Raw genomic sequence first — 14891 nt, 5'->3', positions numbered from 1 at the left:
TTTTAAATAGTAAACCTAACAGGTTTCCAACGTCTGTTAGGTTTATTGTTGATAAATTAAAACAAACCATTTGAACAAATTATCAACGTATTAATTAACTTTATTCCGTATCGTATTTCGTCGCCGTGACAGAAACTAGACTATTTTAATGCAATTACTTGAAATTTAGTATTGTAATATTTTTGCCTTTGTCTTTTTGGATTAATTGAAAGAATTCAGTAATTAATTTATATTTTTGGATGCATTGTAACTTTCATTTTTTTAGCTAAACTAAATCGATACGTGTATCCAAAATTTAGAGAATAATCAGCAAAAGCGGCATCACCTTGTACATGAACATATTTAGCTGGGTCCGTGATTACGGAATTTTGTAAATCCTGGCTTGCAATATCTGCAGCACTTTGAACGCGGTTTTTAACAACATTGTAAGGAATGAACAAACTGAAACCATGATTGCCTAATCGATATGAAAAACCATATTCAACGGCAATTACATATCCGGGACGGCGATAAGCCACTTGTCCTCCAAATGCATCGTAAGCAGGAATTCCTTCAAAACGACCTGCTAACGAAACGGTTAAGTTCTGTTGCTTATCTACTGTGGTCATTAATCCTGCACGGCCAAAATACTGATCTGGAGAAGCATAAATATTATAGCCATTTAAAACCCCAAGTGTATTTCCGTTTTTATCCTTAACAACTGTTGGAGCCGATTTAAAACTGCCATTGGATTCTCGTGGATTAAATAAATAATACCCATTTGCAAATCCATATAAAGAGCCTGTTAATTTTCGGAATGCTTGTAATTCTACTGAGATACCAATTCCTCCGTCACCGGGCTGAATGGCTTGGTCCATAACCACATTTTTAGTAGTTCCGTCTGCTTGTGGAGCGTCATCTGTTTTGTCATGATTACCGGTGTTTAATTTTACACCTAGGCCAACCATTATATTTCCTTTTTCTTTTTTTTTAGGGTCAAAAACCCAGTAATTGACGCTCAATCTAGCATCGGCAATACCTTGCGCGTATACACTATAACGGAATGTGTTTTTTACAGGCGTTGTTTGCTTTAAGACTTGTGAACGTTCATTGTTTACGTATGGTAATGTGGCGTTTAATTGAATGCGGTCCGTTAATCCATAGGAGATGTTTAAATCGACCGCGTGGGAATATATATTTACGGCATTACCACGCTCTTTTCCGTTTTCATCAAAACCGCCACCGGTTAACTGGCGTTGCGGTTGTTCTTCCTTCCCAACAAAATGTCTCCATGAGTGAAAATAACGATAATTTACCCCTACTTGGAATTCTCCTTTATCTAAATTATAAGAATTAGAGGAGTTCATATTTTGGCCTCCCATTTGGCGAACAGCGACGCAACCCTGGGCGGTTATTTTTTCAGTTTGAAGAGTAATTAAAATGAATGCTATAAAAATGAATGCCGAATATAATGAGAATGAAGTTTTCAAAGGTTTTGTTTTAATAGTTAAATGGAATGTAAAGAAGGATGACCTCAACTTCTTCAAGATAGAGAAGGTGATGTGCACAATCAAATTAAGTGAGTTGTAGATCTTACTGTTGTAAAAGGCAGAGCTTTTTTTGGCGCAAGCCGTAAAATGGGAATCATGATTTTTACAAGACAAATAGAATTTGAAATATTACTTTTTAAAATCTATTTTAAAGGTATAATCAAAATAAGTCTTGATTTTAAAAGCTAAAGGTCAATAATCTAATTAAAAATATAAAAATACACTTTCGTTTCCTCCATTAAAATAATGGATTGGGAAATAAACACAAAATATTATTTTGTATTTCTAAAAGTAAAAATTTCAATAAATTTTTAGAATAAATCGTTTGTTTTAGCTTCACAAAATTCATGAATTATCGTGAATTTGCAGTTTTCTAAAAGTTTTGATTTTGCGTAAACAATAAGTGGAATTAAGCGACGTCCGGTGGAGTATACGATAAAGAAAGGTATCCGGAATCCAAAGCCTTATTTGGTGTAATGATAAGTGCAATTGAATTCAAATCTGTTTTTGCTGAAAAATCGACACAAATCGTGCTGTTCGGGATATAATCTGGAAGAAAAGATTTGAGTAGTTTTTTTGAAGGCCCTTCTTTTGAAGGTGCGCTATTGAATAATTGATTGTCAACAATTTCTTTTAAATCTTTGCCGATTACGTCGCCGTAAGAATTACGTAAATAATATAAACTCAGTATGTTGTTTTGAATTCTTTTCTTAAAAATGTGATAGCTTTTGTTATTTATAATTACATTTTCATTTACGTATTCAAAATCGGTGTCTTCAACAAACGAATATAAAGAGGCATTTAATTGAATTACTTGAAGCTCTGAACTGGGCATTTTTTCCATATTGGATACCCACGTTTGCTCTTTTTGGTAGGCAAACATCGCATAGTATCCAAGCACATTGTAAAACAACGTAGCTAATAAGAAAAGTGATGCAATTCGTTTCATATGTGCCGAAAGTAGAAAACTATTTTGTACTCAAATGGGTTTAATTGAAAAATTAAGATGATTTTAACATAAGTTTAACAATGGTTAAAATCGAAACCGTTTTCGTAAAAATTTATCAGTATTATTTTGATTACTATTGGTTTGATTGTTAATTTTTGGAGAATTTTGTTTTTATAAGTGTAATTTTGTTTTTAGAATTAAAATGATTCTTTATCGCTGATTATTTGCCAAAATCAGCAAAGAATATTGATAAAATTTATAAACCGAAAAAGATGCTTATTTTTGATGCGTATGAAACAATTTCCAAAAAATCTATCCGCTAAACTTGCAACTCGAAAAGAAAATAAATCTTTGAGGCAATTGTCTTTGACTTCGGATTTAATTGATTTTGCTTCGAATGATTATTTGGGATTGTCCAAGTCGGAAGCCATTTTTGATGAAACGCATCACTATTTGTTAGGTAAGAATTTAAAAATAAATGGGGCGACAGGTTCGCGTTTGCTTTCCGGAAATCACCGCCTATATCAAGAGACAGAAAGCTATATTGCTCAGTTTCACAAATCAGAATCGGCTTTAATTTTTAATTCTGGCTATGATGCCAATGTTGGTTTTTTTAGTTCGCTTCCGCAAAAAGGAGATTTGATTCTATACGATGAATTGTGTCATGCCTCTATTAGGGACGGAATCTTACTGTCGAATGCGAAAGCGTATAAGTTCAATCATAACGATTTTGAGGATTTAGAAAAATTGATTTCTAGGAATCCAGACACCACTATTTATATCGTCACCGAGTCTGTTTTTTCGATGGATGGTGATTGTCCAAATCTACAAGAATTGGTTTCGGTTTCAACTAAACACAAATGTTATCTAGTTGTTGATGAAGCGCATGCTTTGGGAGTTTTTGGTTCGTCAGGCGAAGGATTCGTTCAAATGCTGGGATTGCACGATCACGTTTTTGCCCGAATTATGACTTTCGGGAAAGGATTGGGATGTCATGGAGCCGCGATTTTAGGCTCGGTTGAATTGAGGGATTATTTAGTAAATTTTGCCCGAAGTTTTATTTATACCACAGGGCTGTCGCCACATTCGGTTGCCACGATTTTGGTTGCTTATCAAATTTTAGAAAAAGATAAAAAAAATATTCAAACGCTTAGAGAAAATATTATTCATTTCAATCAGGAGAAGAATTTATTTGGATTAAAGCCATTGTTTGTCAGAAGCAAATCAACAATACAATCAGCTATTATTCCTGGAAATGAAAAAGTAAAAGTAATTGCTAGCCAGTTCCAAGAAAAAGGATTTGATGTAAAAGCCATACTTTCGCCTACTGTTCCAGAAGGTCAAGAACGTCTGCGCTTTTGTTTGCATAGCTATAATTCAAAGAAGGAAATTTCGGAAGTCTTAGCTTTGTTGATTACTTTTGTTTTTTAGCCACAGATGAAACGGATTTTAACGGATTAACACATGTCTAATATGGCAAATTTGCTTCACGAATCAATTACAAATGTAATTTTAAAAGTTTATTATGAAGTTTATAATGAATTGGGTTCCGGATTTCTCGAAAAAGTATATCAAAAGGCCATGTATTTTGAATTAATATCTTTAAGATATAAAGTTGAAGCTCAAAAACAAATTAAAGTATATTTTAAAAATCAATTGGTTGGAGAATATTATTCTGATTTACTTGTTGAAGACAAAGTAATTGTAGAATTGAAACTAACAGAATTACTGATGAATATTCATATTGCTCAAATAATGAATTATTTAAAGGCAACATCAATTGAAGTTGGATTGTTATTAAATTTTGGAGAAGAACCGGAGTTTAAAAGACTAATCTTTACAAACGATAGAAAAATTAATATAAAAAATCAGCGATAATCCGTTCAATCCGTTTTATCCGTGGCTAATACTATGAAACTATTTATTACAGGAATTGGAACCGACGTGGGCAAGACCATTGCTTCGGCCATTATAACAGAGGCTTTAGAAGCTGATTATTGGAAACCCATACAAGCGGGTGATTTAGAAAATTCTGACAGTCATAAAGTCAAATCGTTTTTGTCTAATAAAAAGACGGTGATTCATCCGAATAGCTATGCTTTGAACACACCGGCTAGTCCACATCTCGCGGCAGAATTAGACGGGATTACCATCGATTTGAAGAAAATTGTAGAACCGAAAACAGCTAATCATTTAGTGATCGAAGGTGCGGGAGGTATTTTTGTGCCATTAAATGAGAATGATTGTGTTATTGATCTGATACAGCCCGATTATAAAGTGATTGTGGTTTCCAGACATTATTTGGGAAGTATCAATCATACATTGCTTACGATAGAAGCCATGCGAAACCGAAATATTAAAATCGCAGGAATTATTTTTAATGGTGATGAAAATAAAGCTACAGAAAGCATTATTTTGAGTAAAACCGGCGTAAAATGCATCGGTAGAATTGAAGAAGAGCCGTATATTGATCCAAATGTAATCAAAGAATATGCAGACAATTTTCGTGAAAATCTTTTGAGTTTATAATTATGAGTAGTACAAATATTCCCCCTTCGGGGGCTAGGGGGCTTATAGAAAGAGACAGCCAATATCTTTGGCATCCGTATACCCAACATAAAACGGCAGCTTTACCAATTGCCATCAAAAAAGGAAAAGGCGCTTTGCTTTGGGATGAAAATGATAAAGAATATATTGATGCAATTGCTTCTTGGTGGGTTAATCCGTACGGACATTCGAATAAATTTATTGCCGATGCAATTTATAAGCAACTCACTACTTTAGAGCACGTTTTATTTGGCGGATTTACACATGAACCTGCTGTTATTTTGGCTGAAAAGCTGATTGAAATTTTGCCAGAAAACCAACAAAAAATATTTTTTTCGGACAATGGCTCTACCGCAGTTGAAGTAGCGATAAAAGTATCATTGCAGTATTTTTTCAATAAAGGAGAAAAGAAGACTACCATTATTGCTTTTGAAAATGCTTTTCATGGTGATACTTTTGCAGCGATGGCAGCAAGCGGAATTTCATTTTATACCCAGGCTTTTCAGGGAATGTTTATTGATGTGGTGCGGATTCCGGTTCCGGTTAAAGGAATGGAGCAAGAAAGTTATGACACGTTACAATCGGTTATAAAAAACAACAATTGTGCTGGTTTTATTTTTGAGCCTTTGGTTCAAGGAGCCGCAGGAATGGTGATGTACGAACCGGAAGCTTTGGATGAATTAATAAGAATTTGTCAGGAGAATAATGTCCTTACCATTGCCGATGAAGTTATGACGGGCTTTGGTAAAACGGGAAAAACGTTTGCAATGGATTATTTGAATGAAAATCCGGATATGATGTGTTTGTCCAAAGCATTGACCGGAGGAACAATTCCTATGGCAATTACAACTTTTACTCAGGATTTATTCGATGCTTTTTATGATGACGATATTAATAAAGCATTGTTTCATGGGCATACATTTACTGCAAATCCAACGGGTTGCGCAGCAGCACTAGCAAGTTTAGCATTGTTGCAAAGCGATGAAATGCAAGAAAATATTTCTGGGGTAAATAAAAGCCATTTGGCCTTTCAAAAAAGAATAGAGAAACATCCAAAAGTTACTACAACCCGAGTGCTAGGAGTTATTTTTGCATTAGAAATAAAAACCGAAAGTGCTGCTAGTTATTATGGAACACTGCGTAATAAACTCTACGATTTCTTTATTGAAAACGGAGTGATTTTGCGTCCGGTTGGTAATATTGTCTACATTTTGCCACCGTATGTTATTACTGATGAACAGTTGCAAAAAGTGTATCAAGTGGTCGAAAAAGCATTAGATATAGTTTAAATTTTTATAATAATAAGAAGTTTGTCGTACCCATAATTTTTATAAACGGTTGTGAACTTTGCGAAAAACTTTGCGACCTTTGCGGTAAAATAAAAAACATCTTGTCCAAAAAAATTTCAATAACAGCCATCGCTTCCATTTCGCCATTAGGTAATTCGCCAGAAACTATTTGGGAAAATTATCTGAAGAGCGAGCATTGTTTTACCGAACACAATTTAGACCATAAAAAAACACTAGTTGCTGTGCTCGATACTGATTCGGGACAAATAATTGAAGCCTTGCGACAATCAGATAATAAATATAAATCGTTAGATAAATCGGTTTTATATGCTATGGCAGCTTCGCGTAAAGCTATAGAAAATGCGGGCTGGACTCAAAATGATGTTTTTGGAATCAATATTGGTTCGTCTCGCGGTGCAACTGACTTATTCGAAAAACACCATCAGGAATATTTAGAAAATGGAAAAGCACATACTTTAGCTTCGCCTACAACAACCTTGGGGAATATTTCTTCTTGGGTTTCGCATGATTTACAAAGTTCAGGTCCGGAAATTTCACATTCTATTACTTGTTCGACTGCTTTACATGCTGTATTAAATGGAGTGGCTTGGCTCAAAGCCGGAATGTCTGATAAATTTTTGGTAGGAGGGAGTGAGGCTCCGTTAACCGATTTTACAATTGCTCAAATGCGAGCGCTAAAGATTTATTCCACTAGTGAGGAAAAGTACCCAAATCGAGCATTAGATTTAGAAAAAAAACAAAGCACGATGATTCTTGGAGAAGGCGCTGGAGTTTGTTGTCTCGAAATAGGCGCAAGTGAAAACGTTTTGGCTTATATCGAAGGGATAGGATATGCCACAGAAATTCTGGAACATAATATTTCGATTTCTGCAGAAGCGACTTGTTTCCAGAAATCAATGAAGATGGCTTTGCAAGATGTAGATCCTTCTGAAGTGGATGCAATCGTTATGCATGCTCCCGGAACTATAAAAGGTGATTTAACCGAATATCGCGCAATTGAAAAAGTCTTTGGTTCGAATCTTCCTTTGCTAACTACCAATAAATGGAAAATAGGACACACTTTTGGCGCCTCTGGAATATTGAGTTTAGAATTGGCCGTGATGATGATGCAACACAATACCTTCATTGGAGTTCCTTTTGCAAAAGCACAAACTCAAACAAAACCTATCAAAAAAGTGTTGATAAATGCAGTTGGTTTTGGAGGAAATGCGGTTAGTGTTTTGTTGTCCCTCTAAAATAGTTCCTCTATAAAACTTCCAATTCCTTTACTTTTTCGTAAACCAAATTACTCTCAAAACCTCTACGGAGTAAATAATCACAAAATTTTTTTCTCTTTTTTAGCGAATTTGTTTCTCGTATGGATTCCCAATGTCTTTCGGCGAGCTTGTGAAATGTTGTGGCATATTCTTCTGCAGTAATTTCTTTTAAAGCAATATTAATTAATGTTTGGTTTATTCTTTTTGACTTCAGCTCGTTTACAATTCTGATTTTCCCCCATTGTTTGATACGGTGTTTGCCTCGGGCGAAACTGCAGGCAAAACGTTCTTCGTTTAGAAAATTATCAGCGATAAGTTTTACTAAAATTTGATCAATTTCATCAGAGTCCATTTTCATGGTTCGCAATTTAGCCACTACTTCTTCGTGACAGCGTTCTTGATAGGCGCAAAAATGTTCGATTTTTCTAATAGCTTCTTTGACGGAATAAACTGGATTCATTTATTATTTTTTAAAAGTTGGAAATTTAGGTAATTATTATTAGTTATAGAGGGATTTTATTATTGAAAATGAATGTAATGGATTCAAGACCACTTTTTACCTAATATTTTAGTTTATTGCGAAAATGAATGTGCAAATTGCTTAAAAACAGTATTTTAACAGATATAGATGCTTGTTATCGATTTAATTTTTGTATGTTTTTTATTATTATTTACTTAGAGTAACATATTTAAATGATTTCCCCCAAATCTTAAATGTTATGAAAATAAAATTACTACCTACGCTTTTATTAGTGTTGTCTCAAACTTTGGTGTATTCGCAAACTACTGGAGACTACCGATCTACAACTTCTGGCCCATGGAATAGTGTGGTAAGCTGGGAGTACTACAATGGAACTGCTTGGGTTACTCCTTTAACTACATCACCGCAAGGATATCCCGGTCAATATGCTGTCACGGCCGGGTCTGTTTTAATACAATCAGGTCATACCATTTCAGTTGGCTTGACGGGTATTTCAACTCAATTACTTGGTACTATAACAATTACTGGTACATTATATTTTTTAGGAGATACTAGCGGGGTCGTCAGTACAATTAAAACGCCTCTTATTGTCGTTACTCTGGGTGCCGGCTTAATATCAATGGTAAATAAAGTTACCTTGTACGTGCCGATCGATAATTCTGTTATCGAAACATCTAACGCAGGAATGAATGGTGGTAATTGCAGTAATAATCAGACTATCATTCTGGGATACACTACTCCTATAACTATTGATTGTTCAGGAAATTTAAAATTTGCCTATGTAGAAGCTGACGGAGGTACCCCTAATGCTGTGCCTACGTCAAATACTCCCGTTTGTCAAGGCAGTCCTATTAATTTATTTGGAAATTATGCTGGGCTTGGGCGAAATAATGCCATCACGTATTTATGGACAATTGTTGATCCTAATAATAATATAGTTACTGCAGGAGTTACGGCACGAAATCCAATTATCAATTCACCTATTGTTGGGAATTATAAGGCGACACTTAAATGTACGTCCACGTATAGCAGTAATTCCTATACTAATTCCGAAACCATTAATGTAGTAGTGAACCCCACACCAACAGTTCCTATAATAGGTGCGATAAAGCCAATTGATTGTAATTCAGCCGGTAGTGTCGTTCTCAGTGGTTTGCCATCAGGCACTTGGACAATTAATCCTGGAAACATTACGGGTTCCGGTTCTACAGGAACAGTAACTGGATTAATGGTTGGCAATTCCTATTCTTTTTCTGTGACGAATCAATTTGGTTGTGTTTCACCAGCAACAACCGGGAGTATTGTAATTACTGATAAATCGTCTTCTACATGGACTGGAAGTTGGAGCAACGGTATTCCTGATATCACCACCAATGTAATTATTGCAGCAGACTACGATACCAATTTGTTGCCTAATATTACTGCGTGTAGCTTAACGGTAAATTCTGGAAAAGTTCTTACTATTAGTGATCAAAAATTTGTAACTATTCAGAATAATTTAGTTGTTAATGGGACCTTAAATATCGCAAACCAAGGATCTTTAGTAATGATAAGTGATTCAGGCACGGTGATAAATAACGGGACCATGAGGGTAAATAAAACGACCACTCCTTTTGAAAAGTCGGACTATACGTATTGGTCAAGTCCAATTACGAGTACACCAATCTCTTATACTGCAGGGACTACGTTTGCAAACTGGCGAACTGATCATGCTTACTATTTTAATCCTGCTAATTTTTTAGATTCAGACGATGATGGTTTTGACGATAATCATGATGATTGGGTAAGGGCTAGCAATATGGATGTTCCAGGAAAGGGATACATCATCATGGGTCCAACTTGGTTAACTTCTTACCCTGCAGTAGAATCTGTAGTTTTTAATGCTAGTTCTACCGTAAATAAAGTAAACACAGGTAGTATAAATGTTCCAATACAATTAACTCCGGGAACAATTGCAGATGATGATTGGAATTTGGTAGGTAACCCGTATCCTTGCGCAATCGATGCAAATAAATTCATTAATGCAAATAGTGCAAACATTGACGGTACCTTATATTTTTGGACTCATAAGGCTAATCTAGGAGGTGGTGCAAATCTTGGTCCCGATGCATATAATTATTCTCAATCTGATTACGCGATATACAATTTGACAGGAGGCACGGCTACCGTTTCAACAATGGCAGCTAAAACGATTTCAACAACCGGAAGTTCAGATTCATCCGTAAATTCAGTACCGCTTGGATATATTGCGTCTTGCCAAGGTTTTTTTGTCGAGGCAAAAAATGGTAATGTTAATTTACTTTTTAATAACGATATGCGTGTCGGTTCTACAACACCAACATCGAACACACAATTTTTCAGAACGATGCCTGTTAAAGAAATAACCGAAGTCAAAGATCGGATTTGGCTAAATTTAGAGAATAAAGATGGGATGTTTAGTCAACAGCTCGTTGGGTATTTTAAGAATGCTACAAATGACTTTGATAATGGCTATGACGGGATGCTAAATGATGGGGGTAATTATGTTAATTTTTACTCTTTAATAGGTGATAGTGCCTACAAAATACAAGGGAGGGAAGCTTACAAAAGTAGTGATGAGGTCCGTCTTGGTTATTCTAGCGCCGTTGATGGGATTTTCAATATAAACATCGACTCTAAAGAGGGAGTGTTTAGCAGTATCAACAATGCTGTTTTGCTCGAAGATAAATTGACTGGCGTTATTCATAATCTGAAAGAATCTCCATATAGTTTTACCACCAAATCGGGAACATATGATGATCGTTTTGTATTGCGATATACAGATAAAACTCTAGAAACTAAAAGCTTTAAAAAACTCGAAAATACAGTTTTAGTGTATAATACAAATAAAGAAATAACAATAAACTCGCCAAATGAAATGATTTATAAAATTCAAGTTTATGATTTATTTGGAAGAGTACTATTTCAAAAAACAAATGTAAATAACAATGACTTTATTGTTCAAAATTTAGGGTTAACGCACCAAGTTCTGCTGATTAAAATTTTGCTTCATGATGGGCAAATCGTCGCAAATAAAATTGTTTATTAAAACAAATTTTAAAAGAATGCTTATTCAAAAAAGCGCCGTTTTGCAATATAATGACTTTTATAATTGTAATGTAGTTGTTTTTGAATCCATTGGATAATATGTGATGACATAAAATTTTTGGTGCTTAAAGATTACGTTTAAAATTTGATTGTGGGAATTAATGTTTTTCGGCAGATTTTCCATTCATAGAGTATTGCGTAAATAATGAAATTAACTTACAATAGTACCCAATCATCACTGTATAAATTTTCTAAAACATATGATTTTTTCTAAAAACAGGATTTGAAGTATATGATTGCTGCATTATAACTGAAATATGCGTACTTAATCGACTTAATTTGGCTGGCATCTTGGTTTTTTATATTTTTATTTGTAGGCTAAAACCTATATTAGATTCCTACGAGATAAATATGAAAATACTTTTACACAAATTTAATTATTTTGTTTTCACATTGATGTTTTTTTCTATTTCCGGAAATATGGATGCAGCCCAGGTCACCATTAACTCAGCGGTGATTTATAATGCAATTTATGCTGGAGATGATATTATAATTGCAAGTGGGGGTACTTTTACTATAAATAGTGACGCTCAATTAAATACAATTACAGTAAAGGGATCTGGCACTTTAATCGTTAATTCTCCTTATATATTAACAGTTGGTATCTCAACTAATGCTTTTTCAAACCAAGTAGTTGACTTCGCGAATAATAGTATTGTTACTATTAATGCTGGAGCTACGTTAATTGTTTATGGTCTATTGAACAACAGTAATAATAGTACTGGTATTTCATTTAATGGTACGGTTAAGATTTTTGGAAATGTAACTGGAGGGAATGGATCAACAATTGTTGGTACAGGGACGTTAGAAGCAACTGGTACAATTATAACAGACAATAGTGGTGCCATTTTTGGCTCAGATGGTAATTGTTCTACCGGACCATGTAGTGGAGGTAGTCTTTGTGGGTTTACAACGAGTATATCAAGTAATCAAACCGTTTGTTCAAATGTAACACCTTCTACATTATCTAGTACAACGAATGCAAGTTCCCCAGAGTATCAATGGCAATCATCAATAATTTCTGGCGGTGGATTTGCAGATATTAACGGAGCAACGAGTCCAACATATTCTTTCTCTGCCCCATTATCTCAAACTACTTATTATCGATTGAAAGTAAAAAGTACATGTACCGTAATTACTTCTCAAATTACAATCACTGTAAATTCTTTACCAGTTATTGCTTCACAACCGGTAAGTCAGTTAGATTGCGAGGGGGCTTCTGTTAGTTTTAATGTTGTAGCCTCTGGAGCAACGACTTATACTTGGAAGTACAAATTACCTGGAGGAAGTTTTGCAACTATGCCGGTTACCAATGTAACTTACCCTACAATTAGCAAAATTACAGTAGCAAAAGTGGGTAGTGCACAATTTCCTGATGGTACACAATTTCAAGTAATTGTTTTTAATGGCACATGTAGTGTTAGTTCGAGTATTGCGACTCTTTCTGTAAATGAAATAACAGGAATAACAGGTAGTCCATTAGTTACTCAATGTTATGGAACAAATTATGCTTTAACGGCTTCAGTTTCGGTTACTGCCATACCAAATGTTGTTTCTTATCAGTGGAAAAAATCTATTACGTCAGGTGTCTGGACAGTCGTAGATAATGTTGGAAAATACTCTGGAGCGACAACAGCCTCATTAAACATTACGGGAGGAACGCCTTCAGAATCTGCTGCATACCGTGTATACATCACTTTTAATAATTCAACGACTCAATGCTCGGTAGATAGTTCAACCAGAGAACGTCAAATCACTTTTCTCCCGCTGTTAACAGCCCCGACAATTACTTCAATAACGCAACCTAATTGTGTAACACCGACAGGAACAATTGATATTACAGTTCAAAGCGCAAGTGATATTTATAGTTTTGATAATGGCGGGACTTATCAATCAAGTAATACTAAATCAGGATTAGCGGCAGGAAATTACATTGTGCTAATAAAAAATATTGCGGGATGCATATCATCATCAACCGCAGTTAATTTATCTTCTGCGACAACAACTTGGAGTGGGTCTTGGTCAGATGGAGTACCAACCATTAATCAAAAAATTATTTTTAACAGTAGTTATAATTCAACTGGTGACCTTTCGAGTTGTTCATGCTATGTTTCGGGTGGTGCAAATGTAATTATTAATTCTGGTCATACGCTGACTGTCGCAAATGAAGTTACTGTTGCCAGTTCAGGGTCTTTAACTTTTGAGGATACCGCTAGTTTGGTACAGCTAAACAATGTCGCCAATGCAGACAATATTACTTACAAGCGATTAACTACGCCGATAAGTAAATTTGATTATACTTATTGGTCTTCGCCAGTTTCGCCACAAACATTATACAATGTTTCTTCGAATACAGCCGCAGACAAGTTTTTTTCTTTTGATGCAGTGGCCGATGCTTGGAAACAGGAAAGTTCAAGTACTGTTATGGGGAAAGGGATTGGTTATATCATTAGGGGACCGCAGAATTTTACGGCACCTTTACCTCCAGGTCCTTATCAAGCGTCTTTTAGTGGAGTGCCAAATAATGGAAATATAACAGTATCCATCATTCCCTCTGTCGAAGCATCTTATCTTTTAGGGAATCCATATCCTTCCGCTTTAGATGCCAATGCGTTTTTAATAGCAAATAGCGGGGTATTAGATGGGACTATTTATTTTTGGACGCATAATACACCTATTACTGGTAATTTGTATTCGCAGGGTGATTACGCTTCTTATAACCTTGTTGGTGGAGTTAAAACTAGTGCCGTAAATACAGGAGTTAATGTCGATGCTCCGTCGGGGAAAATTGGATCAGGGCAGGCATTTTTTGCAACTAGTATTGCCGCTGGAACTGTAGTATTCAATAATAATATGAGAGTAGGAGTAGGAGGTATTACGGGAAACAACTCGCAGTTTTTTAAATTTAGCGCAAAATCAAAAATGGCTGACTCCTTTGAAAAAAATAGAGTATGGCTAAATTTATACAATAATCAAGGTGTATTCAAACAAGCTTTGGTAGGCTATGTGGACGGAGCCACAAATGACTATGATAATGGATATGATGGAGAGACATTTGATGGGAATGAGTTTTTAGATTTTTATAGTATCAACCAAGATAAAAACCTGGTGATTCAAGGTAGATCTTTACCCTTTAATGAAACTGATGTTGTTTCTATCGGTTATAGATCTACTATTGTTGGTGATTTTACAATTGCGATTGATCAAACAGATGGGTTATTTGTAAATCAAGATGTATTTATTGAAGATAAAAACGCCAAGATTATTAAAAATTTAAAAGAAGGAGCTTATAATTTCAGTACTGAAGCAGGAACATTCAACGACCGTTTTGTGTTGCGTTATACCAATAAAACTTTAGGAACCAATAATTTTGATAAACTCGACAATACAGTTTTAGTCTCGAATAAAAATAAACAAATAAAGATAAACTCATCGGTCGAAATGATTAACAAAGTTCAAGTGTACGACTTATGGGGTAGATCCATTTATCAAAAAACGAACGTGAATACAAATGAATTCATCATTCTAAATTTAGCTTCTGCTCATCAAACTTTACTGGTTAAGATTCTATTGCAAAATGGACAGACGTTCACTGATAAAATTGCTTATTAAAAGACTTTAAAACATCAAATTATGCATTCCTTCATTTGTATGTGTCTTTTCGTTTTTTAGAATTTTTGTTATTCTCCACAA

10 protein-coding genes are annotated in these 14891 nt (G+C 34.9%); 7 read left to right on the top strand and 3 right to left on the bottom strand.

The annotated features are described in order from the left end of the window. Positions 1 to 227: 227 nt before the first annotated feature. Both IWX84_RS08500 and IWX84_RS08495 read right to left on the bottom strand, forming a co-directional pair. Entirely contained in the window at positions 228 to 1469 is a 1242-nt protein-coding gene (locus IWX84_RS08500; protein ID WP_196850314.1) for a hypothetical protein, read from the bottom strand. A 469-nt stretch (positions 1470 to 1938) separates the two neighbouring features. Then, positions 1939 to 2478, bottom strand: coding sequence for a hypothetical protein (locus tag IWX84_RS08495; RefSeq protein WP_196850313.1), 540 nt, complete (start codon positions 2476 to 2478; stop codon positions 1939 to 1941). 291 nt (positions 2479 to 2769) lie between these two features. Here IWX84_RS08495 and IWX84_RS08490 point away from each other — a divergent pair, with 291 nt between their 5' ends. The 5 genes from IWX84_RS08490 to IWX84_RS08470 all read left to right on the top strand — a co-directional run bounded on the left by IWX84_RS08490 (position 2770) and on the right by IWX84_RS08470 (position 7570). Beyond that, positions 2770 to 3909: an aminotransferase class I/II-fold pyridoxal phosphate-dependent enzyme gene (locus IWX84_RS08490; RefSeq protein ID WP_196850312.1), complete on the top strand. Its 1140-nt coding sequence runs from the start codon at positions 2770 to 2772 to the stop codon at positions 3907 to 3909. Positions 3910 to 3951: 42 nt separating this feature from the next. Next, a complete protein-coding gene (locus IWX84_RS08485; RefSeq protein ID WP_196850311.1) occupies positions 3952 to 4356 on the top strand; it encodes a GxxExxY protein in 405 nt (134 codons plus the stop codon). 33 nt (positions 4357 to 4389) lie between these two features. Further along, entirely contained in the window at positions 4390 to 5007 is a 618-nt protein-coding gene (bioD, locus tag IWX84_RS08480; protein ID WP_196850310.1) for a dethiobiotin synthase, read from the top strand. Between the two features lie 2 nt (positions 5008 to 5009). Further along, on the top strand, positions 5010 to 6314 hold the full coding sequence (bioA, locus tag IWX84_RS08475; RefSeq protein WP_196850309.1) for an adenosylmethionine--8-amino-7-oxononanoate transaminase: 1305 nt from the start codon (positions 5010 to 5012) through the stop codon (positions 6312 to 6314). A 101-nt stretch (positions 6315 to 6415) separates the two neighbouring features. Then, positions 6416 to 7570, top strand: a complete 1155-nt coding sequence (locus IWX84_RS08470) for a beta-ketoacyl synthase N-terminal-like domain-containing protein (RefSeq protein ID WP_196850308.1) — start codon at positions 6416 to 6418, stop codon at positions 7568 to 7570. A 10-nt stretch (positions 7571 to 7580) separates the two neighbouring features. Here IWX84_RS08470 and IWX84_RS08465 read toward each other — a convergent pair whose 3' ends face one another. Continuing rightward, positions 7581 to 8051 carry a regulatory protein RecX gene (locus IWX84_RS08465; RefSeq protein ID WP_196850307.1) on the bottom strand — a complete coding sequence of 157 codons (471 nt, stop codon included), beginning with the start codon at positions 8049 to 8051 and terminating at the stop codon, positions 7581 to 7583. 259 nt (positions 8052 to 8310) lie between these two features. Between IWX84_RS08465 and IWX84_RS08460 the strand changes: the two genes are divergently transcribed. Continuing rightward, on the top strand, positions 8311 to 11139 hold the full coding sequence (locus tag IWX84_RS08460) for a T9SS sorting signal type C domain-containing protein (RefSeq protein WP_196850306.1): 2829 nt from the start codon (positions 8311 to 8313) through the stop codon (positions 11137 to 11139). 410 nt (positions 11140 to 11549) lie between these two features. Beyond that, complete coding sequence (locus IWX84_RS08455; protein ID WP_196850305.1) at positions 11550 to 14810, top strand: T9SS sorting signal type C domain-containing protein; 3261 nt, start codon at positions 11550 to 11552, stop codon at positions 14808 to 14810. The last annotated feature ends 81 nt before the right edge of the window (positions 14811 to 14891 follow it).

The sequence above is a fragment of the Flavobacterium sp. CG_9.10 genome (assembly GCF_015752245.1).
Taxonomy (GTDB): Bacteria; Bacteroidota; Bacteroidia; order Flavobacteriales; family Flavobacteriaceae; genus Flavobacterium.
The sequence above is the reverse complement of the archived record's forward strand: the minus strand, read 5'-3'. Positions and strand labels throughout refer to the sequence as shown.